Source organism: Duganella sp. GW822-FHT06D06 (genome assembly GCF_058799615.1).
Map to the genome: position 1 here is coordinate 233,140 of NZ_JBXALQ010000004.1, position 25,112 is coordinate 258,251.

The 25,112-nt window shown below is 67.0% G+C and carries 18 protein-coding genes; 8 read left to right on the plus strand and 10 right to left on the minus strand.

Translation table 11 applies throughout. The features are described 5' to 3' along the window. The first annotated feature begins 58 nt into the window (after window positions 1–58). Together AC1RMD_RS09815 and AC1RMD_RS09820 are read left to right on the plus strand one after the other, a co-directional pair. Window positions 59–517, plus strand: a complete 459-nt coding sequence (locus AC1RMD_RS09815) for a hypothetical protein (RefSeq protein WP_492926071.1) — start codon at window positions 59–61, stop codon at window positions 515–517. 18 nt (window positions 518–535) lie between these two features. Next, window positions 536–907: a gamma-glutamylcyclotransferase family protein gene (locus tag AC1RMD_RS09820; protein ID WP_492926073.1), complete on the plus strand. Its 372-nt coding sequence runs from the start codon at window positions 536–538 to the stop codon at window positions 905–907. A gap of 47 nt (window positions 908–954) precedes the next feature. Here AC1RMD_RS09820 and AC1RMD_RS09825 read toward each other — a convergent pair whose 3' ends face one another. Beyond that, entirely contained in the window at window positions 955–3,186 is a 2,232-nt protein-coding gene (locus tag AC1RMD_RS09825; protein ID WP_492926075.1) for an NADP-dependent isocitrate dehydrogenase, read from the minus strand. Between the two features lie 380 nt (window positions 3,187–3,566). Here AC1RMD_RS09825 and AC1RMD_RS09830 point away from each other — a divergent pair, with 380 nt between their 5' ends. Genes AC1RMD_RS09830 through AC1RMD_RS09845 form a run of 4 tightly spaced genes read left to right on the plus strand, consistent with a single transcriptional unit; the run spans window position 3,567 to window position 8,049 of the window. Then, a complete protein-coding gene (locus AC1RMD_RS09830) occupies window positions 3,567–5,276 on the plus strand; it encodes a methyl-accepting chemotaxis protein (protein ID WP_492926077.1) in 1,710 nt (569 codons plus the stop codon). A 16-nt stretch (window positions 5,277–5,292) separates the two neighbouring features. Further along, a complete protein-coding gene (cysC, locus tag AC1RMD_RS09835) occupies window positions 5,293–5,922 on the plus strand; it encodes an adenylyl-sulfate kinase (RefSeq protein ID WP_492926079.1) in 630 nt (209 codons plus the stop codon). Window positions 5,923–5,929: 7 nt separating this feature from the next. Then, window positions 5,930–6,934, plus strand: a complete 1,005-nt coding sequence (locus AC1RMD_RS09840; RefSeq protein WP_492926081.1) for a hypothetical protein — start codon at window positions 5,930–5,932, stop codon at window positions 6,932–6,934. After that, on the plus strand, window positions 6,931–8,049 hold the full coding sequence (locus AC1RMD_RS09845) for a sulfotransferase family protein (protein ID WP_492926083.1): 1,119 nt from the start codon (window positions 6,931–6,933) through the stop codon (window positions 8,047–8,049). Before AC1RMD_RS09840 ends, AC1RMD_RS09845 begins: the two co-directional genes overlap by 4 nt. Window positions 8,050–8,115: 66 nt before the next feature. Here AC1RMD_RS09845 and AC1RMD_RS09850 read toward each other — a convergent pair whose 3' ends face one another. The 6 genes from AC1RMD_RS09850 to AC1RMD_RS09875 form a co-directional block, all read right to left on the minus strand. After that, the gene (locus AC1RMD_RS09850; RefSeq protein ID WP_492926085.1) at window positions 8,116–10,641 is read right to left on the minus strand and encodes an ATP-binding protein; all 2,526 of its coding nucleotides are present in this window, start codon (window positions 10,639–10,641) and stop codon (window positions 8,116–8,118) included. A gap of 10 nt (window positions 10,642–10,651) precedes the next feature. Next, the gene (locus AC1RMD_RS09855) at window positions 10,652–11,668 is read right to left on the minus strand and encodes an ABC transporter substrate-binding protein (protein WP_492926087.1); all 1,017 of its coding nucleotides are present in this window, start codon (window positions 11,666–11,668) and stop codon (window positions 10,652–10,654) included. A gap of 26 nt (window positions 11,669–11,694) precedes the next feature. Then, entirely contained in the window at window positions 11,695–12,918 is a 1,224-nt protein-coding gene (locus tag AC1RMD_RS09860; protein ID WP_492926089.1) for a sensor histidine kinase, read from the minus strand. A gap of 69 nt (window positions 12,919–12,987) precedes the next feature. Continuing rightward, complete coding sequence (locus AC1RMD_RS09865) at window positions 12,988–16,284, minus strand: EAL domain-containing protein (protein ID WP_492926091.1); 3,297 nt, start codon at window positions 16,282–16,284, stop codon at window positions 12,988–12,990. Between the two features lie 39 nt (window positions 16,285–16,323). Beyond that, window positions 16,324–16,941 (minus strand): hypothetical protein, encoded by a 618-nt coding sequence (locus AC1RMD_RS09870; RefSeq protein ID WP_492926092.1) that lies wholly within the window; start codon window positions 16,939–16,941, stop codon window positions 16,324–16,326. 13 nt (window positions 16,942–16,954) lie between these two features. Next, the gene (locus AC1RMD_RS09875) at window positions 16,955–19,444 is read right to left on the minus strand and encodes a cellulose binding domain-containing protein (RefSeq protein WP_492926094.1); all 2,490 of its coding nucleotides are present in this window, start codon (window positions 19,442–19,444) and stop codon (window positions 16,955–16,957) included. Window positions 19,445–19,630: 186 nt separating this feature from the next. Here AC1RMD_RS09875 and AC1RMD_RS09880 point away from each other — a divergent pair, with 186 nt between their 5' ends. After that, window positions 19,631–20,911 (plus strand): ABC transporter substrate-binding protein, encoded by a 1,281-nt coding sequence (locus AC1RMD_RS09880; RefSeq protein WP_492926096.1) that lies wholly within the window; start codon window positions 19,631–19,633, stop codon window positions 20,909–20,911. Window positions 20,912–20,938: 27 nt separating this feature from the next. On the opposite strand, the gene AC1RMD_RS09885 is transcribed toward AC1RMD_RS09880, so the two are convergent. Further along, window positions 20,939–21,580, minus strand: coding sequence for a hydrolase (locus tag AC1RMD_RS09885; RefSeq protein WP_492926098.1), 642 nt, complete (start codon window positions 21,578–21,580; stop codon window positions 20,939–20,941). 156 nt (window positions 21,581–21,736) lie between these two features. On the opposite strand from AC1RMD_RS09885, the gene AC1RMD_RS09890 reads away from it, so the two are divergent. Continuing rightward, on the plus strand, window positions 21,737–22,630 hold the full coding sequence (locus AC1RMD_RS09890) for a LysR substrate-binding domain-containing protein (protein ID WP_492926100.1): 894 nt from the start codon (window positions 21,737–21,739) through the stop codon (window positions 22,628–22,630). 7 nt (window positions 22,631–22,637) lie between these two features. On the opposite strand, the gene AC1RMD_RS09895 is transcribed toward AC1RMD_RS09890, so the two are convergent. Next, window positions 22,638–24,560 (minus strand): putative bifunctional diguanylate cyclase/phosphodiesterase, encoded by a 1,923-nt coding sequence (locus AC1RMD_RS09895; RefSeq protein WP_492926102.1) that lies wholly within the window; start codon window positions 24,558–24,560, stop codon window positions 22,638–22,640. Beyond that, window positions 24,557–25,111: a YfiR family protein gene (locus AC1RMD_RS09900; RefSeq protein ID WP_492926104.1), complete on the minus strand. Its 555-nt coding sequence runs from the start codon at window positions 25,109–25,111 to the stop codon at window positions 24,557–24,559. The genes AC1RMD_RS09895 and AC1RMD_RS09900 overlap by 4 nt, the downstream gene beginning before the upstream one ends. Window position 25,112: the final 1 nt, after the last annotated feature.

Below are 25,112 nucleotides of genomic sequence, written 5' to 3' on the forward strand. Positions count from 1 at the left end.
GACCTCCTGCGGATTTGCTTTTAAAATAAGACGCTGCAAAACCACAGGAGGCTGAGACATGAAACGCTGGTCGATTCCGTTTGCCGTACTGGTCGGGGGCGCCGTGGCCGGCGCGCTCGATATCACTTTCGCGATTTCGTTCGCCGTCTACAACGGCCTGACGCCGGAGCGCCTGCTGCAGATCGTCGCCAGCGGCCTGTTGGGCAGCGCGGCCTTCAGCGGCGGCGCGCTGACGGCGACGGTTGGATTGCTGAGCCACTTCGTCCTCAGCTTCGCGTGGATGGCGCTGTTCCTGCTGACGGCGCGGCAGGCGCCGGCCTTGCTGGCCAAGCCGCTGCTGTCGGCGGTGCTGTTCGGCATCCTGGTGTTCCTGGCGATGCGGCTGGTGGTGTTGCCGCTGTCGGCCTTCCCCCGCCCTGTCACGTTCCAGCCGCTGTCGACGGTGTTGGACCTCGCCTCCCATATACTATTGTTCGGCCTGCCGATTGTGTGGGCCAGCCGCAAGGCAACACTCTGAAACGACAAGGAAACGCAGATGGAATCACGCTCTACCGATGCAACTGAAATGCTATTCTCCTACGGCACGCTGCAACAGCCGGAAGTGCAGATGGCGACGTTTGGCCGCCTGCTGTCCGGCCATCAGGACAGCCTGCCGGGATATCGCCTGTCGGCCGTGGCCATAGACGATCCGGCCGTGGTCGCAACCAGCGGCAAGACGCATCACCCCATCGTTTCCTACACCGGCTCGGCGGAAGACCAGGTTGCAGGCTCGGTGCTGGCGGTGGCGGCCGATGAGCTGCGGGATTCGGACCGCTACGAGGTGGCGGCCTATCGCCGTCAGAGCGTTGTGCTGGCCTCGGGAACTGTCGCCTGGGCTTATGTGGATGCAAGGGATACGCCGACATAAAAAAGGGCAGCCTCGGCTGCCCTTTTTGCTACCAAACTACGCTAGCTTCAGATCGCTGCGATAGCCGCGTTGAAGGTGGCGCTTGGACGCATGACCGCTTCGGTCTTGGCTGGATCCGGATAGTAGTAACCGCCGATATCCATCGCCTTGCCCTGCACCGAGTTCAGCTCTTCGACGATCTTGGCTTCGTTGGCCGCCAGCGTCTTCGCCAACGGCGCGAAGTAAGCTTGCAGTTCGGCGTCGTCGGTCTGCGCCGCCAGCGCCTGCGACCAGTACAGCGACAGGTAGAAGTGGCTGCCACGGTTGTCCAGCTCGCCGGTGCGGGTCGATGGCGACTTGTTGTTGTCGAGCAGCTTGCCGGTGGCTTCGTCCAGCGTCTTGGCCAACAGCTTGGCCTTGGCGTTGCCGGTCTTGATGCCCAGGTCTTCCAGCGATACCGCCAGCGCCAGGAACTCGCCCAGCGAATCCCAGCGCAGGTGGTTTTCTTCCACCAGCTGCTTGACGTGCTTGGGCGCCGAGCCGCCGGCGCCGGTTTCGTACATGCCGCCGCCCGCCATCAGCGGAACGATGGACAACATCTTGGCGCTGGTGCCCAGTTCCAGGATCGGGAACAGGTCGGTCAGGTAGTCGCGCAGGATGTTGCCGGTCACCGAGATGGTGTCCAGGCCGCGGAAGGCGCGCTCCAGCGTGTAGCGCATGGCGCGGGTCTGCGACATGATATGGATTTCCAGCCCCGTGGTGTCGTGGTCCTTCAGGTAGGTTTGCACCTTCTTGATCACTTCATTCTCGTGCGGACGATAGCTGTCCAGCCAGAACACGGCAGGCATGCCGGAATTGCGGGCGCGGGTGACGGCCAGCTTGACCCAGTCGCGGATCGGCGCGTCCTTGACCTGGCACATGCGCCAGATATCGCCTTCTTCGACGTTCTGGGTCAGCAGCACTTCGCCGGTGGCCAGGTCGGTGATGTTGGCGACGCCGGCTTCCGACACTTCGAAGGTCTTGTCGTGCGAGCCGTATTCCTCGGCTTGCTGGGCCATCAGGCCGACGTTGGGCACGGTGCCCATGGTCTTCGGATCGAAGTTGCCATGCCATTTGCAGAAGCCGATCATTTCCTGGTAGATGCGGGCGAAGGTCGATTCCGGCATCACCGCCTTGACGTCCTTCGGACGGCCGTCGGCGCCCCACATCTTGCCGCCGATGCGGATCATGGCCGGCATCGAGGCGTCGACGATGATGTCGTTCGGCGAGTGGAAGTTGGTGATGCCCTTGGCCGAGTCGACCATGGCCAGTTCCGGACGGTTGGCGTGGCAGGCGTGCAGGTCCTTCAGAATCTCTTCCTTCTGCGAGGTCGGCAGCTTTTCGATCTTCTCGTACAGGTTGGCCATGCCGTTGTTGACGTTGACGCCCAGTTCATCGAACAGCGCCGCGTGCTTGGCGAACGCGTCCTTGTAGAAGATGCGCACGCAGTGGCCGAACACGATCGGGTGCGACACCTTCATCATGGTGGCCTTGACGTGCAGCGAGAACATCACGCCGGTCTTGAAGGCGTCGTCGATTTCCTTCTCGTAGAACTCCAGCAAGGCCTTTTTGCTCATGAACATGCTGTCGATGATTTCGCCGGCCTTCAGCGAGACCTTGGGTTTCAGCACGATGGTCTTGCCGGAAGCGGTGATCAGTTCCATCTTGACATCGCGCGCCTGGCCCAGGGTCAGCGATTTTTCGCCGTGGTAGAAGTCGCCGTGGTGCATGTGCGAAACGTGGGTGCGCGAAGCCTGGCTCCACTCGCCCATCGAATGCGGGTGCTTGCGGGCGAACTCTTTGACGGCCTTCGGCGCGCGGCGGTCGGAGTTACCTTCGCGCAGCACCGGGTTGACCGAGCTGCCGACGCACTTGCCGTAGCGGGCCTTGAGGGCCTTGTCGGCGTCGGTCTTGGCATCTTCCGGATAGTCCGGCAGCTTGTAGCCGCGCGCTTGCAACTCGCGGATGCAGGTGGTCAGCTGGCCGACCGAGGCGCTGATGTTCGGCAGCTTGATGATGTTGGTGTCGGCGAGCTGGGTCAGTGCGCCCAGTTCGGCCAGGGTATTCGGGACCTTCTGCTCGTCGCTCAGGAATTCGGGGAACTCGGCCAGCACCCGTGCCGCCACCGAAATGTCGCTGGAGGTCACGTCCACGCCAGCCGATGCCGCGAACTTCTTGATAATAGGCAGCAGCGAATAGGTCGCCAGCATGGGCGCTTCATCGGTCAGCGTGTAGATGATTTTAGTTTTCTGTGTTGCCATGTTCATTCCATGTCATGCGGGCGATACCCGCCGATTGAATTCCTCCGTTTCAGATTACAAGATGGTGTGTCGTAATCTGGCAACGGCCCCAACCTGCATTTTAGCCCTGTTGGCCGCTGATGCCCAGAGGCGGATTCTGCGTAGTGAGTCTTTGCCACCAACAAATGTAAAAAGAACATCCATTTGAGTTGCTGCATGGCATAACTTTAGCAACTAAAAGTTTCAACAGGCGCAACCAATAGATATTTCTTTGTTGCACCAGTGTTGAAAGTGATTATGTGAGAGTTTGCTAGCCTCTTCTGACCTCTAAGATCGTGGAAACGTTCTGCCAAATGCTCATATGGATATTTGGAATGCAAATAAGGCCTTAAGGAGGCAGCATGAAATTTCAGAATTGGACAGTGGCCAACCGGCTGGGACTGGGATTCGGCCTGGGCGCCGTGTTTCTGTTGGTAATCATCGCGCTGGCCCTGACCAGCATGCGGCAGATCCAGGGACGGCTGGACGAGATCACCAAGATCAACAATGTCGAAACCAAACTGGCCCAGACCATGGACCTGACAGTTACAGAGCGCGCGCTCGCCACGCGCAACCTGATCCTGCTCAAGGAAGACAAGGAAATCCAGATCGAGGTCAACCGCATCGCCGAGCAGCAGAAGAAATATGCGGCCGCCCAGGACAAGCTGGGGCAGATGTTCGCGACGCTGGCCGGCACCTCGGCCGAGGAAAAAGAGTTGCTGGATCAAATCCGCAAGCAAGCGGAGCTGGCGATACCGTTCATCGAGCGCGCCGCCGCGCTGGCGCTGGAACAAAAACAGGACGACGCCTATAAGCTGCTGCGCTATGAATTCCGGCCGGTGCAGAAGCGCTGGTGGGAATTGCTGCGCAAGCTGATCGCGATCGAGGAAGCACAGAACCTGGAGGCGACCGACGCGGCCGAGGTGGCCTATGCCCAGGCCCGCACCGTGATGCTGATCATCGGCTCGCTGGCCCTGCTGACCAGCGTGGTGGCGGCCTGGCTGATCACCCGCGGCGTCACCCGCGAGCTGGGCTGCGAGCCGGGCGAAGCGGCCGAGATCGCCGGCCAGATCGCCGCCGGCAACCTGACGGTGCGCATCGATCCCAGGGCCGACGACCAGCACAGCCTGCTGTTCGCCATGCGCACCATGCGCGACAGCCTGGCCCGCATCGTCAACCAGGTGCACGCCAGCACCGAGACCATCGCCGCCGCCGCCGGCCAGATCGCCTCCGGCAACCTGGACCTGTCCTCGCGCACCGAGCAGCAGGCCAGCACGCTGGAGGAAACCGCCTCGTCGATGGAGGAGCTCACCAGCACCGTGCGCCTGAACACCGACCATGCGCGCCAGGCCAACGGCCTGGCCGAATCGGCCTCCGACGTCGCCGCCAAGGGCGGCGCGGTGGTGGCGCAGGTGGTCGACACCATGGCCGCGATCGACGTCTCGGCGCGCAAGATCGTCGACATCATCGCCGTCATCGACGGCATCGCCTTCCAGACCAACATCCTGGCGCTGAACGCCGCCGTGGAAGCGGCGCGCGCCGGCGAACAGGGGCGCGGCTTCGCGGTGGTGGCCACCGAGGTGCGCAACCTGGCCCAGCGCTCGGCGGCGGCGGCCAAGGAAATCAAGGACTTGATCGGCGATTCGGTCGACAAGGTCCAGGCCGGCAACCGCCTGGTCGAGCAGGCCGGCACCACCATGCACGACGTCGTCTCCAGCGTCAAACGGGTGACCGACATCATGTCCGAGATCATGCTGGCCAGCCAGGAGCAATCGTCGGGCATCGAGCAGATCAACACGGCGGTCACGCAGATGGACGACGTGACCCAGCAAAACGCCGCGCTGGTGGAGGAAGCCGCCGCCGCCGCGCACGCCATGCAGGACCAGGTCAACAGCCTGAACGAGCTGGTCAGCGTATTCCGCACCGAGGCCAAGTCCGGCGCGGCGCGGCCGGCGCTGCAGCGGGTCGCGGTGGCGGTGCCGTCCAAGTCGGCGCGCGCCCCGGCCCTGACCACGGCGGTACGCCCGCGCGGCACGGCCAAGGTCGATGCGCAGGAATGGGAACAATTCTAATCCGGAGGGAATAGCGATGGGTAAGCTGGACAAAATCGAAGACATCGGCATGCAGGCCGCGCCGCATATATTCTGGCACGGCAGCCAGGTCAGCGCCGAGCTGCGCAGCCGCCAGGCCGGGCAGCGGCCGGCGACCATCTGGCTCACCGGCCTCAGCGGCGCGGGCAAGTCGACCCTGGCGTCGGCGCTGGAAGGCCGGCTGGTCGGCGCCGGCCACATGGCCTACGTGCTGGACGGCGACAACCTGCGCCACCACCTGAACCGCGACCTCGGTTTCTCGCCGGCCGACCGCCAGGAAAACATCCGCCGCAGCGCCGAAGTGGCCCGCATCATGAACGACGCCGGCCTGTTCGTGATCTGCGCCTTCATCTCGCCGCTGCGCCAGGACCGCGAGATGGCGCGCCAGATCATCGGCGCCGACAACTTCCTCGAAACCCATGTCAGCACCTCGGCCGCCGTGTGCGAGGCGCGCGACCCCAAGGGCCTGTACAAGAAGGCCCGCGCCGGGCTGATCGCGGAGTTCACCGGCATCTCGGCGCCGTACGAGGAACCGCTGGAGCCGGCGCTCAAGCTGGACACCGGCGCGCTGCCGCTGGACGCCTGCTGCGAGCGGCTGTATCAACAGCTGTCGCGCCGCTTCATCTGACGCCGCCATGGACGCCGCGCAGAACTACGATGTGTTCAACGGCGACGCCGACGGCATCTTCGCGCTGCACCAGATGCGCCTGCACACCCCGCTGCCGGCGCAGCTGGTGACCGGCGTCAAACGCGAGATCGAGCTGCTGCGGCGCGTGCCGGACGGCTGCGCCGGCCGGGTGCTGGTGCTCGACATCTCGCTCGACAGCAACTGCGCGGCGCTGCAGCGCCTGCTCGACGGCGGCGCCGAGGTCGACTATTTCGACCACCACTCGGCCGACCGCGCCTTCGAGCATCCGCGCCTGCGCCTGCATTGCGACGGCGCGCCCGACGTCTGCACCAGCATCCTGGTGGACCGCCACCTGCAAGGCCGCCACCGGCCCTGGGCGGTGGCGGCGGCGTTCGGCGACAATCTGGCCGAGGCCGCCTGCCGGCTGGCCCGCCGCAGTGGCCTGGACGGCGCCGCTGTCGAGGCGCTGGCGCAACTGGGCCAGGTGTTCAACTACAACGCCTACGGCGAATGCGAGCAGGACCTGCACATCGCCCCGGCCGCGCTGTACCGGGCGCTGGCCGGCCACGAGCAGCCGTTCGACTTCATCGCCGGCAGCGCCATCTACCGCGAACTGTGCGCCGGCTACCACGACGATTGCGCGCGCCTGCAAGGCTTGCGCCCGCACGCCGAACTCGGCGCCGGCGCGGTCTACATCCTGCCCGCCAGCGCCTGGGCGCGGCGCGTCAGCGGGGTGCTGGCCAACCGCCTGGCGGCCCAGCACCGCGGCGCCTCGTTCGCCGTGCTCAACGAACGCGACGACGGCTCCTACCTGGTCAGCGTGCGCTCCGGCGCGCCGCTGACGCACAGCGCCAGCGGCTTTTGCCTGCAATTCGACACCGGTGGCGGGCGCAAGGCCGCCGCCGGCATCAACCGCCTGCCGGCGGCGGAACTGGGCCGCTTCATGGACAGTTTCCGCCGCTATTACACCGCGCCGCCCGCCGGCCAGTTCTCAAAGGAAGAAATCGCATGAACGATATGTTTAGCAACAGCGGCCACCAGCGTCCGCGTCCCGTGATGATGATACCGCTGCGCCGCTGCGGCAGCCATGCGCTGCGCCTGCGGCTGAATATGTCGCCGCAGTTCTATTCGCCCTACCCGCTGCACATCGTCGACCTGGTGCCGCTGCTGCCGCTGTACGGCGACCTGCGCGACGACCGCGCCTACTTCAACCTGGTGGTCGACGTGGTCGGCCTGCAGGCGGTCAGCATGGTCAAGTGGCCGGAGGTGGTGTTCGATCCGGTGGAGATCTTCGAAACGCTGCGCAACCAGCCGCGCAGCGTGCACCGGGTGGTGTGGGAACTGCTGCTGCGCGCCGCCGAGCAGCGTGGCGCCCAGGTGGTGATGGACAAGTCGCTCGACAGCGTGCACTACGCGCAGGAGCTGATGACGCTGTATCCCGACATGCTGTTCGTGAACGTGGTGCGCGATCCGCGCGCCCAGGTGGCGTCGATGAACCGCGCCATCATCCACGATTTCGACACCCGCCTCAACGCCCGCACCTGGCTGGCCGCGCACCAGGCGGCCGACCGCGTGCTGCAGCAATGGCCGCAGCGCGTGCTGACGATACGCTACGAAGACTTCCTGTCGCGGCAGCAGGCCACGCTGGAATCGGTGTGCGATTTCATGGGCATCGACTTCCTGCCGCAAATGCTGGACGGCGCCGCCTCGCGCGAAGCGCGCCAGCTGTCGCAGATGTCGGCGCTGTGGTCGTCCAACTGCTATCCGCCGATCGCCGCCAACATCGACAAGTTCAAGCAGCAGCTGACGGTGGACGAGATCAACATCATCGAAACGCTGACCGGCGACTATATGGACCGCTACGGCTACACCCGCCTGGCCGCCGGCGACGCGCCGATGCAGCCGGCGCTGTTCGAAGCGGCCGCGGGCAGCTCCCAGACCGGCCGCCAGCAGGCCTGGCGCGATCTGGAACACAGCAACTTCCGCGACTACGCGCTGCGCCGCAGCCGCGCCGACTATCTGGAGCGGCTGCGCGCGCGCCTGCAGGGGCAAGCATCGCCGCCCGGCGGCGGCCAGCTCGTCACGCTCGACCAGCTGGACCCGGCCGCGTTCGCGCCGGCCGATTGAGGCGAGCGCGATAAGCGCCAATCCGTCATTCCCGCGCAGGCGGGAACGACGGGTATTTCAAGCCGATCAAGTCTGGGCCAGCTGCTCGGCGCACTTGGCCAGCGCCAGCCGCAGCTCGCGCATCTTGGGCGGCTTGCTCAGCACCTGGTCGACATGGACCGGCGCCTCGCCGCTGTCCGGGATCAGGCGCTGGCCCCAGCCGGTCAGCAACACCACCGGCGTGGCCGGCGCCAGCCGCTTGACCGTCTCGGCCACCTTGCGGCCGTCGACATACGGCATGCCGAGGTCGGTGATCACCACCGCGAACGGCTGCCCCGCCTGTTCGGCCGCGCAGAACAGGTCGATGCCGGCCTGGCCGCCGTCCGCCCTGGTGACCTGGTGGCCGTCCAGGCTCAGGATATTCTCCAGCGACGCCAGCACCGTCGGGTCGTCGTCCACCACCAGGATGCGCAGGCCCGGCCCCGGTTCCTGCGCCTGCGTGGGCGCCGAGCCGGCCGCCGTCGCCGGCGCCACCGGGAAATACATCTTGACCGCGGTGCCGTGGTTCAGCTGCGACTCGATGGCGATGCTGGCGGAATGGCGCTCGATCATGCCGTACACGGTGGCCAGGCCGAGGCCGGTGCCGCGTTCGCCCTTGGTGGTGAAGAACGGCTCCAGGCAGCGCCGCTGCGTCGCCTCGTCCATGCCGGTGCCGCTGTCGGCCACCTCCACCAGCACATACGGGCCGGAGCCGTCGTCCAGCCGCTCGACGTGGCGGGTGCGCAGCGTGACGGCGCCGCCTTCCGGCATGGCGTCGACGGCGTTGAAGATCAGGTTGGTCAAGGCTTCGCGGATCTCGCCCTCGACGCCGAGGATGGCCGGCAGCTCCACCCCCAGCTCCTGGCGCATCTCGATCACGATGCCGCGCTTCTGCGGCATGTCCGACCAGCGCGCGCGGGTCAGGTCGATCACGTGCTGCAGCATCAGGTTGACGTTGACGGTGCTGTGGGTCAGCTGCGGCTCGCGCTGGCGGTAGAACTCGCGCATGCGCGCCACGGTCGCGGCGACGTCGTCGATGGCGCGCTCGATCACCTGCAAGCAGGCGCGGCCGTTCTCGCTCAGGCCGCGCTCGGTTTCCAGCAGCGACTCGGCATACAGGCCGATCGGCGAGATGGCGTTGTTGATGTCGTGCGCGATGCCGCTGGCCATTTGGCCCAGCGCGCGCAGGCGCTCCTGCTTGGTCACCTGCACCTGGCTCTGGTGCAGGTCGTCGTAGGCCTGCTGCAGCGCGCCGTACAGCCGGGCCTGGTTGGCGGCCAGCGCCACGTGCTCGCTGAGCTGGCGCAGGAATTCGCAATCGGTGCTGGAAAAGGCGTCGGCCTCGGCGCGCGCCACGATCAGCACGCCGAACACGGTGCTTTCGGCCAGCAGCGGCGCCAGCACCATCGAACGCATGCCCACCTTGGCCAGCCGCCTGGGGAAAGGGAACTCGACCGCGCGGATGTCCGGCTCGTACACCAGCTGGCCGCGCACGCAGCGCGACAGGCCGTTCTCGTCGATCTCGATCTGGGCCGCCTCCCCCATCGCCATCGCCGCCGACAACTGGTGGCTCTGCATGCCGACGCAGCTGACCGTCAGCCTGGCGCCGTCGTACAGGCAGATGGCGCCGAAGGCTATCGGCAGCTGGTCTTCCAGGCAGCGCACCACCACCTGGAAAATGCTGGGCAAGTCCTGCCGCTCGCCGATCGAGCGGGTGATCTGGTGCAGCAGGCTCATGCGCGCCAGCTGGGCCACCACCTTGCGCTCGGCCGCCTGCCGTTCCGCCACCTCGGTTTGCAGCGCGACGTTGGCGTGGATCAGTTCATCGCGCGAGACCGTGGTCTGGCGCAGCCGCTCCACCATGCCGTCGAACGAGCGCGCCAGGTTGCCGATCTCGTCGTCCGAGCGCGCGTCCAGCACCACGTCCAGGCTGCCCGTGCCGATCACCCTGGTGGCCTGCTGCAGGCGCGCCAGCGGCTTGCTGACGCTGCGGATGGTCAGGCCCATCGCCCCCACCACCACCAGCAGCACCAGCGCGCCCAGCACCGCGCCGGCCGTCACCAGGTCGGACTGCGCCGCCAGCATGTTGACGCGGCTGATGCGGGCCAGGTCTTCGGCGTCGGACATCATCGCCTGGGCCCGGTTCATCATCAGGCCCGACAGCCTGGCCTCCAGCTCCCGCAGGATCTCGCGCCGCTCCGGCGTGCGGGCGAACTCCGCCTGCAACCCCTGCAATTCGTTGAACAGGCCCAGCAGCGACAGCTGGCGCTCGCGCACGTCGCGCAGCAGCGCCAGCTCGGACTCGTCGTCGAAGCCGCCGTCGTCGGCGATCATCTTTTGCAGCGACTGGTGCCGTTGCAGCCATTGCGCCTTGGTGCGGGTCTGGTGGTGCTGCACATATTCCAGCGACAGATAGCGCAGCGCGGCGGCGCCGCGCAGCACATCGCCGGTGATTTCCGCCTTGGCGATCTCGTGCCGCATCTGCTGCGTGCTGCGGCCGAACACCAGCGCCATGATCGCCAGCAGCACGATGCAGATGATTTGCGCCAGCTTGAGGCGGGTGGAAATTTTCACGCGTCGGCCCCTAGTAGATGATCGTCACTTCGGTCGGGCTCACCGTCCTGAGCCCGTCGAGATAAATGTAGTCGAGGAAATTGGGCACGTCGCGCGCGGCCGTCAGCCCGCCCTTGATGGCCCAGCGCGACTGGTCCTCCAGCACCAGCAGCAGGCTCTGGTCGAGCTCCAGGCCGAAATGGTGGGCCGGCCACGCGGCCAGCATGGCGCTGGCGCCGCTGGCCGACAGCTTGGGAAAGAAGGCCACGCCGGCGGCCGGATGTTCGCGGCAAAACCGCTCGCCCTGCTCCAGCGCCTGCAGCAACCGCACCATGGTCTGCGGGTTCTGCTTGATGTAGCGCGACAGCGCCACCATGTTGTAGATGCTCTCGTAGACGTCGGCCCCGGTGAAGCGGATGGCGTTGGCGCCCAGGCTTTCCTCGGCCACGCCCAGGAAGGGATCCCAGCCGCTGACGGCGTCCACCGCGCCGTCGGTGATCGCCTGCTGCAGGCCGTCGGGCGGATAGTTCACCAGCGTCACGTCGTGGGTGTCGAGGCGCTGGCGGTTCAGGAACACCTCCAGCGTGAAGTGGCCGGACGTGCCCAGCGTGACGCCGATGCGCTTGCCTTTGAGGTCGGCCGGCCGGGCGATGCCGCGGTCGCGCCGCGCCACCAGGCCGTGGTCGCGGCCGGTGCGGAAGATGGTGCTGATCACCTGGATCGGCGTGGCGTCCATGGCGAAGAACATGATCGGGATGTCGGCCACGGTCGCCATGTCGGCCAGGTTCGAGGTGACCGCCTCCAGCGCCTTGCGGCCGCTGGTGTGGGCTTGCAGCGTCACCGCCAGCTGCCGCTCCCTGAAATAGCCCTGGGCCTGGGCCGCCATCACCGGGCAGGCGCCCACGTATTCGGTGTTGGTGGCGATCACCAGCGCGGTCGGCGCCGGCGCGGGCCCGGCGGCCGGCCGCAGCAGCTGCCACATGCCGATCCCGGCCAGCACCACGAGCAGGGCTGGCAGCAACCAGGCGGTAAGGGACCAACGCTTCATAGGGACTCCCGGCATGGACGGCTGGTTCAACTGGCGTGCTGGGTGGGGACGCGCGCGCCCGGCATGGCCGCCACCCCGCTCTGCAGCGGCAACTCGATGCGGAAGGTGCTGCCCTCGCCGGGCCGGCTTTCCACGCTGATGCTGCCGCGCATGGCTTCGACCAGGCGCTTGGTGATGGTCAGGCCCAGGCCGGTGCCTTCCTCGGCGCTCTCGTCGCGGCCGGCGCGGCCGAACGGCAGGAAGATCACCTCGATCTGCTCGGGATTGAGGCCGATGCCGCTGTCGCTGACGGCGATGCAGGCCTGGCCGCCGCGCGTCACGCTGCAGTGGACCGTGACGCTGCCGTGCACATGGTTGTACTTGATCGCGTTCGACAGCAGGTTCACCAGGATCTGCTTGAGCCGCATGCGGTCGACGCACAGCTCGAGCTTGCAGTCGGCCGGCATCGTCAGCGCGATCAGCCTTTTCTCGGCCAGCGGCGCGACGATGGCCTGCACTTCGCGCAGCACCTCGTCCAGCAGCACCGCGCCCACCATCAGCGTCACCTTGCCGGCCTCGATCTTGGACAGGTCCAGCATCTCGTTGACCAGCTGCAGCAAGTGGCGGCCGGACGAGACGATGTTCTGGCAGAAGCGCTGGCGTTCGCCCTCGGCCTTGGGGAATTTGTCGCTGGCCAGGATCTGCGCGAAGCCGAGGATGCTGTTGAGCGGCGTGCGCAGCTCGTGGCTCATGTTCGACAGGAAGGCCGACTTCTCGCGGTTGGTGCGCTCGGCCTCCTTGCGCGCCGTTTCCAGGAACAGGTTCACCCGGCCCAGCTCGTCGATGCGGTCGCGCAGCGCCGCCTCCAGCCTGAGGTTCTGCGTGCGCAGCTGGCGCGAATCGAGCGCGCGCGCCAGCACCGGCACCAGGGTCGCCGCCTTGAACGGTTTGATGATGTAGTCGAAGGCGCCGATCTTCATCGCCTTGACGGCGGTATCGACCGTGCCCTCGCCGGTCATGATGATGCAGGCGATGGTGGAATCGAGCGCGCGCGCCGCTTCGATCAGGGTCAGCCCGTTCATGCCGGGCATGATCATGTCGGTCAGCAGCAGGTCGAAGCTGTGTTCGCGCAGGTGGTCCAGCGCCAGTTCGCCGGTGGCGAAGCCGGCCGCGTCGAACCCATGTTGCCCGAGGATGTCGCATAGCGCCTTCAGATGGGCAGCCTGATCGTCCACGACCATGATGCGTGTACGCGGGACAAACTCGGACATGTCGCCTCCTGAAACCATTGTTGGCCTTAGTAATTATGCCTACTTTACCGGGCGGAAATCTCACCAATTCTAACCATTGCTGGCCTGGCTTTCCGGCTGAGGCGGCCTGCCGAACATCATCTTCTGGTAGCGGAAGGCGTCGCGGATATTCTCGCGCAGCGTCAGGTCGTCCCAGGGCTTGGTGTAGAAGCGGTAAATCTCGCCGCGGTTGATGGCGCTCAGCACCGCCTCCAGCTCGGTGTAGCCCGACAGGATGATGCGTATCGTCTCGGGGTAGATGTCCTTCACGCGGCTGAGGAACTCGGTGCCGTTCATGCCCGGCATGCGCTGGTCGCTGATCACCACCTGCACCTGGTGGCTGGCCAGCAGATCGAAAGCTTCCTCGGCGGTGTTGGCGCGCAGGATGCGGTAGCCGTCGGGACGCAGCAGGCGCGTCAACGCGGAACGGATGCTGGACTCGTCGTCCAGCAACAACAGGGTCTGCTGCCCGCCCGGCGTTTCCTCGGCCGGCAGGGCCAGCGCGCGCTCGGCGCGCAGCAGCTCGCCGAAGTCCGGCGCCGGCAACGGCTTGCTGAACAAATAGCCCTGTATCTCGTCGCACAGGTAGCGCCGCAGATAGGCCAGCTGGGCTTCGGTCTCCACCCCCTCGGCGATGACCTTGAAGCCCAGGCTCTGGCCCAGCGCGATCACCGAGCGCACGATGGCGGCCACCTTGGGTTCGACCAGCATCTCGCGCACAAACGACTGGTCGATCTTCAGGTAGTCGACCGGGAACAGCCTCAGGTAGGCCAGGCTGGAATAGCCGGTGCCGAAATCGTCGATCGACAGCGCGATGCCCATCTGCTTGAGGTCGCGCACCACCGCCACCGCGCCGTCGACGTTGTGCATCACCAGGCTCTCGGTCAGTTCCAGCTCCAGGTAGTGGGCGTCGAGCCCGCTGTCCGACAGGGCCGCCTGCACTTCCCGGCTCAGGCCCGGATCGCGGAACTGGCGCGCCGACACATTGACCGCCACCCGCAGCGGCGTCAGGCCGGCCTGCTGCCACGCCATGTTCTGGAAGCAGGCGGTGCGCATCACCCAGCGCCCGATCGCCACGATCAGGCCGGTCTCCTCGGCCACGCCGATGAAGCGCGCCGGCGACACCATGCCCATGCTCGGATGGCACCAGCGCAACAACGCCTCCATGCCGACCACGGCGCCGTTGCGCAGGTCGACCTTGGGCTGGTAGTGCAGGCTCAGTTCGTCGCGCTCGAGCGCATGGCGCAGCTCGGCCTCGATCATGGCGCGCTCGGTGATGCGGCTGTGCATGGCCGCCTCGTAGAATTGCAGCTGGTTGCGGCCGCCCTCCTTGGCGCGGTACATGGCGATGTCCGCATGCTTGAGCAACTGGTGCGGCTCGCCGCCGTCGAGCGGGTAGACGCTGACGCCGATGCTGCAGGTGACGGTCAGCACCTGGCCGGCGATGGCGATCGGCAAGGCCACCGTTTCCTGCACCCGCTGCAACACGGCCGAGGCCGGCGACTCCGGCGTGTCCGACAGCAGCAGCAGGAATTCGTCGCCGCCCAGGCGGGCCACGGTGTCGCTGTCGGCCAGGCAGGCGCGCAGGCGGATCCCGACCGCGCACAGCAGCTCGTCGCCGGCCTGGTGGCCCAGGCTGTCGTTGACCAGCTTGAAGTTGTCCAGGTCGATGAACACCACCCACAGGTGATGGCCGTAGCGTTCCGCATAGCTGATCGCCTGCGCCATGCGGTCGCCGAACAGCGCCCGGTTCGGCAGGCCGGTCAGCGGATCGTGGTTGGCCTGGTGCTCCAGCTGGACCTGGTAATTGATCGACTCGGTCATGTCGGTCAGCACGCACACGTGGTGGCTGGGCGGGCCATTGGGCACCGGCACCGGCGCCACATGCAGCCGCACCCACAGCAGGTGGCCGTCGCGATGGACGATGCGCAGCATCATGGTCAGCTCGTGCACGCCGCTCAGGGCTTCCAGCAAGGCGTCGCGGTCGGCGTTTTCCTGCTCCAGCAGCAGGTCCAGCCGGCGCCCCACCGCCGCCGCCTCGCTGTAGCCGAACAGCCGCGTGAAAGCGGGATTGATGTAGTCGATCAGGTCGCCGTTGGCGCCGTGGGCGGTGATCACCACCGCGTTGTCGCTGGCCTCCAGCGCGCGGCCGCGCAGCTGCAAGGTCTGCTCCGCCTGCTTGCGGTCGGTGATGTCCTCGATCGTGCCGAGCACGCCGACGATGTTGCCGCGCTGGTCGTGGAACGGCAGCTTGTTGATCAGGTACCAGTGCAGGCGGCCGTCCTCGCGCAGCAGCTGGTCCTCGTCGTTGAAACGGGCCTGGCCGGTGGCGGCGATGCCGCGGTCGTCGGCGCGGATGGTCTCGGCGTTGTGGCGCCAGGGGAAATCGTCGTCGGTCTTGCCGACCACCTGCTCCACCACCTGCAGGCCGGCGGCGGCGGCGAACACGGTGTTGCAGCCGCAGTATTTGCCGTCCAGGTCCTTCCAGAAGATCTGGTGCGGGATGTGGTCGATGACCAGCTGCTTGAGCTCTTGCGAGGCGTGCAGTTCGGCCGCCATGCGCAATTGCTCGGTCACGTCGTTGGCCACCACGAAGCGCGCCTGGCGGCCGGCGATCACCAGCGAATGGGAGGAGATCTGCACCTGGATGCGGCCGCCGTCGGCCTTGACGTGGGTCCAGTCGCCGGCCCGCTCGGCGCCCCTGGCCGGCGCGGCGGCCAGGTTGCGCTCCAGCGCCGCGACCTGGTCCGGTGGACGGATGTCCTTGATCGTCATCTGCAGGAATTGCGCCTCGGTATAGCCGTAATGCGCCACGGCGGCGCCATTGACCATCAGGAAGCGCAGCGTTTGCAGGTCGTAGATCCACATCGGCTGCGGATGGTGCTCGAACAGCCGCTTGAAGCGCAGCAGCGATTCATAGACGTCGTAGTCGTTGAGCTCGTAAGCCATGCACAGGAAGCGGTCCGGCCGGTGCTCCGTTGCAGGTTGCAATTCGATCGACTGGGTCACCGGATGGAAGCTGCCGTCGGCGCCCAGCAGTTCCAGTTCGCCGTGCCAGTAGCCGCTTTCCTGCGCGGCCGCCAGCGCCGCATCCTGCAACACCAGCGCCGCCCAGTCGGTGTACAGGCGCGCCGCCGGCTCGCCCGGCTTGTAGGCCCCCAGGTGCTGGCGGCAGTACAGGTTCAGCGCCAGCACCCTGCCGTCCATGCCCACCGTGAACACAAAATACGGGCAATGGTCGAAGAAGGTTTGCGGATCGATGGCGTCGCCGTTGACGCGCTGCCGCCCCTCGACCATCGCTGGCATCGACTGGTCCGTGGTGGTGTTTGGCCGTGGCTCGATCTGCATGGGTTTATCTTAACAGAAGCAAATCGTGCACGGCACGCACTATTGGCCCCGCGCGCTATTTTGCGACGTTGACGAGGCTCTGGTTGAAACTGGTTTCGCCCTGCCCAGCAGCAACAACAAGCCCACACCCAGCGGCAGCGCCCGGCCCGGCTCCGGCACGGCGCTGGCCAGCGTAAAGTCGTCCATGACAAACCAGCCGTCGTCGCGCGCGATGTTCAGCCGGGCCACGTGGTTGAAGTTCGCCGCCACCCAGCTGTAGCTGCCGCCGATGGCGACCTTGCCGGTGCTGCCGATCAGGTGGTTGTGCGCGTCGTAGGCCGTGAGGTTGATCCAGCTGGCGGTGGCGCCGTTGGTGGCCGGCGCGGCGAACCAGGCGCCGGCGAAGTTGAAGCCGGCGGCGCTGCTGACGCCAAGGTCGTCGACGCCATAGCCGTTGGTGACGAACAGCGCGCCGGAATGGGCGCCGTTGCCGTAGCCTTCGACGCTGGTGTCGCCCAGATACCAGTCGCTACTCCAGCTGAGGCCTGCATAGGGACTGCTCATCGGCGTCAGGTCGCCGTCGGCCCGCAGGTCGTCGAAGTTGAGCGCGCCCGCGCTCGCCTGCACCGCCAGCAGCAGGCCGGCGCCGGCGAATAATCGGATCAGAAATTTTTTCATTGTGGCTCCTTGTTTAGTTGCAGGCGTCGCCGGTGACGACGGGAATCGCCGCGCCGCTGACCGTCATGCCGAATTCGACCGTGCTGCCCGGATAGATGTCGTGGTTCCAGCTCTGGTTGGGCGTGGCCGTGTAGCTCGGGCTGGCGCCGGCGACGGCGGCGTTCCAATAACCCTGCACCACCGAGTTGTCGCTATAGGTCCAGCTCACCGACCAGCCCTCGATCACGCTGCTGCGGTGGTTGGTGATGCGCACCGCCGCGTTGTAGCCGCCCTGCCAGGCCGCCGTCACCACATAGCTGCACTGGTTGACCGGCTGGTTGGGCGTGCCCGGGCCGGCCGCCACCGGCGTCACCGCCACCTCGCCGCCCGCATCCATCGCCTTGCCGTAGGCGATGCCGCGCCCCGCCGTGCTCATGTAGACCTGGCCGTAGATGTTCATGTCGCCGTTGACCATGCGGGCGTTGCCGGGGCCGCCGAACTGGCGGGCGTCGTCGTTGACCCGTACCCAGCTGGCGCCGGCGTCGGTGGAGCGCAGCACGCCGCTGGTCGTGCCCACCGTGCCCTGCATGTAGAGCGTCGGATAGCCGGCCCCCGGCGCCGCCTTGCCGAAGCCGACCGCGCCGCACTGGTTGACGCTGGCGATCTTGCTGAAGCTGGCGCCGGAATCGGTCGAGCGCGTCAAGCCGCCGCCGTTCAGGCAGACCCAGATGTCGCCCTCCTGTCCCGGCGCCACGCGGATCAGCGGCGAGCCGCCGGCCGCCAGCGTGCCCTGCTCGGCAAAGGACGCGCCGCCGTCGCTGCTGGCCAGCAGCTTGCCGTTGTCGTAGACATAGAACTTGTTGGGGTTGACCGGGTCGGCCACCGGCCGCGCGTTGCTCACGCCCAGGCCGGCCACCGCCGTCCAGCTGGCGCCGAAGTTGGTCGAGCGATAGCTGGTGGCCGAGTTGGCCGGGCTGTGCAGCAGGACGTAGCCGTCGGCCGACAGCGCCAGCTGGCCGTGGTCGCCGTTCATCGCGGCCGCCTTGTTCCAGCTGGCGCCGCCGTCCACGCTGTAATAGATCGCGGTGCCGGCGCGCGCCATGATGCGGCCGTCCCGCGCGGCGATCGCCAGGCCGGTGGTGGTGCCCATCTGCGGCGTGTGCTGCGCGCCGTACTGGCCGGCGTCGGCGTTGATGAAGCCGTCGAAGTCGCCGATCGTCGACACCAGCGGCCCCTGCGGCACGCTCTCGACCTGGAACGGCACCGTCTCCTCCAGGCCGGCCACGTCGAAGGCCCAGCTGGTGGTGGCGGCGTCGATGTCGCCGGTCTTGAACAGGCCGTTGCCCGAGCCGACCCACACCTTGCTGGTGTCGAAGGGATCGAACTCCACCGAACCGGCCCAGTGGATGGACTGGCCGTTGCCGATCCAGCCCACGCCCCGCTGGTCCAGCGCGAAACCACGCGCCACCACGTCGGTCCATGAGCGGCCGGCGTCCCTGGAGGTCAGGATGCGGTCGCCGTAGCTGTTGGCGCCCTGCGGCAGCCAGGTGTTGATGGTCGACGCCACCAGGTGTTTCGGATCGGCCGGATCGACGCTGATGCCGCCGTAGGGATGGGCCGCGCCGGCCGGCGTGATGTTGACCCAGTTGCCGCCGACCGCGTTGTATTCCCACACCTGGCCGTTGTCCATCGGCTCGTTGGTGGCGGGATGGGGGCCGGCGCCGTTGGCGTAGGTGATGTACAGCTTGCCCTTGGACGACATGACCGCGCGTTGCGGCATCAGGCCGGCGGCGGGGCCGCCCTTGACCGGTGCGAAGCTGGCGCCGCCGTTGGCGCTGAAGTACAGATTGGGTCCGACCGAGCCGTAGCGCGAGACGCCGACGAAGATGCGCTGCGCCACGCCGCCGCTGACGCTGGCCGGATCCAGCAGCACGAAGCTGACGCCGTTGTCGTTGGGCGTGCTGCTTACGGCCAGGCCGTCCACATGATTCCACGTCGCGCCCGAATCGATGCTCTTGAACAGGCCGTTGCGGCGGGTGCCGACGTACAGCACATTGCCCGAGCCTGGATCGACCTGCAACTTCTCGCCGTTCTGGCGGCCCATGCCGTTGCCGTGGGCCTTGAACTGCGCCGTCACGTCGGTCGCGGCGAAAGTCTTGCCGTAGTCGCTGGAGCGCAGGATCACGGTCTTGCCGTTGCTGAAGTAGCTGGTGCCGGCCAGCATATAGACGTTGGCCGCGCGGCGCGGATCGATGGCCAGCGACTCGATGCCCATCAGGCCGACATCGGCCTCGCCGACCCAGTCGGTCAGCGCGGACCAGCGCGACTGCGCCGCATCCCAGCGGTAGGCGCCGCCGACGTCGGTGCGGACGAACACCACGTCGCGCTCGCTCTTGCTGGCGATCACGCCCGAAACGAAACCGCCGCCGCCGATGGCGACCGAGTCCCAGTGGTAGGTTTCCGCCGTAGCGGCGAGCGGCATCAACAGCGCTGCAAGCAGCGCCGCCAGGGGTTGGACTCTCATTGTTGTCTCCGTTTGATCTATTTTTTATCGCGTAGCGGCACGCGTGCGACCATTCTGCGAGTTCGGCCCGCCGGTCGCAATTATGAAAATCACCAAACGACAGAACGAAATTGGGTCGGACGCCGCATCCGCCCGTTGCTGCGGCCATCACGGATTGACAGCCCGTGCATTGCCGCACAAACTTGCATGATGCATATCACCCCAAAACGCTCCACTTTCGGTCTCCAGCGCTGGCTGGCGCGCGGCCTGTTATGCGCCGGCCTGGGACTGTCCGCCGCGTGCGCCACCGCCGAACACCTGGTGATCGACTACGTGGTCTCCAACAGTCCCCAGCGCACCGCATGGCTGGGCATCATCAACCAGTTCGCCGCCGCCAATCCTGACGTCCAGGTCGAACACCACGGCTACCCGCAGGAGCAATACAAGCGGGACTTCAACGCGCGCCTGGCCACCGGCCGCGCCGACCTGGCCTTCTGGTACGCGGGCGAACGCCTGCGCGACGCCGCCAAAAACAAGCTGCTGTCCCCTCTCGATGGCGAGCTGGTCACGCAGTTGAAGAAAAAGAAGTTCGCGCCCGCCGCCATCGAAGGCACGCGCATCGACGGCGAGGTCTATGGCTTTCCGCTGTACTACTACGCCTGGGGATTCTTGTACCGCAAGTCGCTGTTCGAGCGCCTGGGCTTGCGGCCGCCGGCCAGCTGGAGCGAGTTCCTGCAAACCTGCGAACGCCTGCAGGCGGCGGGCGTGACGCCGCTGGCGGTGGGCGCCAGGAGCGGCTGGCCGGCGGCCGCCTGGTTCGACTACCTGAACCTGCGCATCAACGGCATCGACTTCCACCGCAAGCTGCTGCGCGGCGACGCCAGCTTCGGCGACGCCCGGGTACGCCAGGTGTTCGACACCTGGGGCGACTTGCTGCGCAAGGGCTACTTCCTGGAGGCGACGATGGAGCAGGAAGCGGACCGGGTGCCGCCGTATCTGTACCGCGATCATGTCGGCATGGTGCTGACGGCCAGCTTTGTCGCCGCCAAGTTCCCGGCGGCGATAGCGGCCGACATGGGATTCTTCGCCTTCCCGAACTACACGCCCAACCTGCCCGCATATGAGGAGGCGCCGCTCGACGTGCTGGTGCTGCCGGCCAGGGGCCTGAACACCCACGCCCGCCATCGCTTCCTGGCCTTCCTCGCGGACAGCGGCGCGCTGCGCCAGATCGCCGAGGCCGACCAGACCTTTTCGGTCCAGGCCGACCCGGCCACGCCGCCCACCTTGCTGGGCGAGGCCACCGGCGAGATCCTGGCCGGCGCGGCCGGACTCACCTATTTCTTCGATCGCGACGCCAGGGCGGACCTGGTCGCGCCCATGTATGAAGGACTGCGCCAGTTCCTCAAGCCGCCCCACGACACCGAGCTGCTGGTGCGCGGCATCGACAGCGCGCGCCAGAAATCCCGCGTGCCCGCCACCCGTCAGTAGGCGGGCAACGGGCACACGGCCGGGCGCTTACTCCGCGCGGTCGTAGGAGAACTGGATGCCGGCGGTGCCGCCGGTGGAGACGAACAGGTCGATGAAGGCCGGCACGGTGTCGCTGCGCTTCCAGTCGCGCTGCAATTCGCAGAACAGCTGCACCGTGCTGATCAGCTTGCCGCCGGCCTGCTCGATGCGGCGCAAGGCCATCTCGTGCGCGGCCAGCGAGGTGCCGCCGACGGCGTCGGCCACCACGTAGACTTCATAGCCGGCCGCCAGCGCGTCGAGCGCCGGGAAGGTCAGGCAGGCTTCGGTCCACAGCGCGGTCATGATCAGTTTCTTGCGGCCGGTGGCTTCCACCGCCTGGCGGAACTCGACGTCTTCCCACGAGTTGATGGTGGTGCGGTCGATGGTCGGATAGCCTTCCAGCACTTTGCGCAGCTGCGGAATCGGTGGTTTGTTCAGGCCGGTCTGGACGTTGACGGTCGAGTGGATGATCGGCAAACCGTAGACGACGGCGGCCTTGGAGGCGCCGACGATGTTGTTGATCAGCAGTTGGCGGTCCATCGAGGCTATCGAGTTCACCTGCACCGGCTGGTAGTCGATGACGACGAAGGCGCTGTTCTGTGGCGTGAGCAGATGGTCGCGGGCTGGATCGCGGATGGTTTCGCTGGTCATATGAATTCCTTGCTTCTGAAAAGATGCCCTGGTCGGGCGGGTGGAAAATATCCCCTGCGTTAAAGTGTCTTAAACGCAAGATTGCTTGAATGATAGGCCCAAGACAATCTTCCCGGAAGTGACATAAAATGCCATCAGTGTTCTTAATTTGGGACGATGATGGATTTGAACGATATTTTCTACTTCGTGAAAGTGGTCGATCACGGAGGCTTTACCCAGGCCGGCCGCGCGCTGAACATGCCGAAGTCCAAGCTCAGCCGCCGCATCGCGGCGCTGGAAGCGGCCCACAACGTCCGCCTGCTGCAGCGGACCACACGCCACTTCTCGGTCACCGCCATGGGCCAGGAATTCTACGAACGCTGCCAGGGCGTGCTGGTGGAGGCCGACGCGGCGCGCGAAGTCATGCAGCGGGTCCATAGCGAACCGCAGGGCGTGATCCGCATGAGCTGCCCCACCGCCCTGCTCGACTATCGGATCGGCGACCTGGTGGCGCGCTTCATGGCCGAGTATCCCAAGGTCCAGGTGCACCTGGACGCCACCAACCGCCGCGTCGACGTGCTGGGCGAAGGCCTGGACCTGGCCTTGCGGGTGCGCTTTCCGCCGCTGGAAAACGTCGACCTGGTGATGCGCGTGCTGTCCGGCAGTCCGCAGCGCCTGGTCGCCAGCCCCGGCCTGCTGGCCGCCCACGCCACGCCGGCCGATCCGGCCGCGCTGACCGACCTGCCCAGCCTGGATTGGGGACCGATGCGCGAACACGCGTGGCAGTTGCTCGGCCCCGGCGGCGCCGAAATGCTGGTCCGGCATCGCCCGCGCTACGTCACCGACGACATGACGGCCCTGCGGCAAGCGGCCTTGCACGGCACCGGCATCGTGCAACTGCCCGAGATGGTGGTCGAAGCCGACCTCAAGCAAGGCCTGCTGGTCGATGTGCTGCCGGGCTGGGCGCCCAAGGGCGGCATCATCCACGCGGTGTTTCCGTCGCGCCGCGGCCTGCTGCCCGGCATACGGCTGCTGATCGACTTCCTCGCCGAGCACATCCGCAAGGAGTGAGGCCGGCCTATTGCACCGGTTCCGCCGACAGCGCCCGCCGCAGCATCAACTCCAGCTCGGGCGCCGGCACCGGCCGCGAGAAATAATAGCCCTGCATGACATCGCAGTTGGCCTGGCGCAGGAACTCGACCTGCTGCGCGTTCTCCACGCCCTCCGCCACCACCGACAGGCCCAGGCTGTGCGCCAGCGCGATGATGGCGATGGCGATCGCCGCGCCGTCGCCCGGCACGTCGCTGACGAAGCTGCGGTCGATCTTCAACTGGTCGATCGGGAAGCGCTTCAGGTAGGCCATCGACGAATAGCCGGTGCCGAAATCGTCGATCGACAGATGGATGCCGGCCGCCTGGATGCGCTGCATCAGCGCCAGGTTGGCCTCGACGTTTTCCATCATCGCGCTTTCGGTCAGCTCCAGCTCCAGCAGGTGCGCCGGCAGCCCGGTCTCTTCCAGCAGCGCTTCGATCTCGTCCATCAAATCCTTGTCGCGGGTCTGGTGCGCCGACAGGTTGACCGCCACGTGGGAGATGCCCTCCAGCAGTCCCGCGCGCTGCCACTGCGCGGCCTGGCGGCAGGCGGTCTGCAACACCCAGCGCCCCAGCGGCACGATCACGCCGCTGTCCTCGGCAACCGGGATGAACTCCGCCGGGCTGACCGGTCCCAGTTCCGGACAGGTCCAGCGCGCCAGCACCTCGAAGCCGATCATACGGCCGCTGCGCGTGTCGATCTGCGGCTGGTAGTGCAGCATCAATTCATCGTTGTCCAGCGCGCGCCGCAGCCTGGCCTCCATCGTCAGGCGCTTGTTGGCGCGCAGCGTCATCTCCTGGTGGAACACCTGGCTGGTGTTCTTGCCCAGGTGCTTGGCGTGGTACATCGCCATGTCGGCGCCGCGCATCAGCGACTCGGCGTTGTCGCCATGCGCCGGATAGGTGGCGACGCCGATGCTGGCGCTGACGTACAGCTGCTGGCCTTCGATCGGGAACGGCGCCGCCAGCGCGCCCAGGATCTTGTCCGCCACGCCGGCCGTGACGCGGGCCGCGTCCTCCGCCTCGACGATGACCACGAATTCGTCGCCGCCGATGCGGCAAATGACGTCCTGCGCGCGCAGCGTCGCGAGCAGGCGCTGGGCCACCAGCTGCAGCAGCAGGTCGCCGCAGGTGTGGCCCAGCGTGTCGTTGACCACCTTGAAGTTGTCCAGGTCGAGCAGCAGCAGGCCGACCGCGCTGGCCTGGCGGTCGGCCCGGCTCAGGCAGGCGTCGAGGTTTTCGTTGAAGGCGTTGCGGTTCGGCAGCGCCGTCACCGGGTCGACGTGGGCCAGGTAGTTCAGGCGCCGCTCGGCCGCGCGCACGGTGGCGCGCATGCGCGACACCAGCAGCCAGGCCAGCGCCATCGACGCCAGCGCCACCGCCAGCGTATAGGCGGCAAACGCGGCCAGGCGGCGGTACAGCGGCGCCAGGGTCGCGCGCAAGACCACGCTGCCGATCACGGCGCCGTTGGCGGACACCGGCTCCAGCACTTCGAGCGCGCCGGCGGAAAACACCTGGCGCCCGGCCCACAATGCGTCGTCGACGGTGGGCGGCGCGCCGCCGCCGCGCCGGTAGCTGGCCAGCGGCACGCTGCGCCGATCGAGGATGGCGGCGCTCTCCACCACCGGCGACAGCGCCAGCCCGGCCAGCGTTTCGGCGGCGGCGCGCTGGTCCTCGAACATCAGCGCGGCGCTGCTGTTGCTGCCGACGATGCGCGCCTGCACCTGCACGTCGTCGAGCAGCGCGTCGCGCAGCACAAAATACTGGAACACCACCAGCAGCAAGGCGGCCACGCTGAGCGCGGCGCCGGCCACCAGCAGATTGCTGCGGGCGACCGTGCTGCCGAGCGGCCCCGCCGGGGCGCCCACGTCCGCGCCCATGTCGGCGACCCGGGGCCGCGCGCGCGTCATTGCACGCTCCTGGCCAGGCGCAGCAGCTTGGAGCTCAGCACCATATGGGCGGCGCGCAAGGCGCCGAGGTCGGCGTCGAACACCACCCGCTTGTCGTCCATGAACAGCGCCAGCATCACGCCGGCGCGGGCGATCTGGCGGTCGTCGGCGACGGTCAGCACGCTGGCGCCGCCCGCCGCCAGGTCCTGCCGCAGCTGCGGCCAGGCGTCGCGGTCCTGGCGGTCCAGCACCAGCAGGTGACAGTTGCGCGGCGCCGCGCCGGCGGCCAGCACCCGCACGTCAAGCCGATGGCCGTTGACGCTCTTGTCGCGCAGTTCCTGCAGCGCCGCCAGCAGCCCGTTGCCGCTGTACGCGCACAGCACCAGCGGACTGGCCTGCGGCAGCGCCTCGGCCGGCCATTCAGCAAACACCGCGAAGTTGAACACGAAGGCCGCCTTGAGCTGGTACTCCGGCACCGCGCTTTCCGCGCGCGCGGCGGCGCTCCACCCGCCCAGCAGCAGGGCAAACGGCAAGGTGGAAAACCACACGGCTATGGCACGCACCATCGGCATC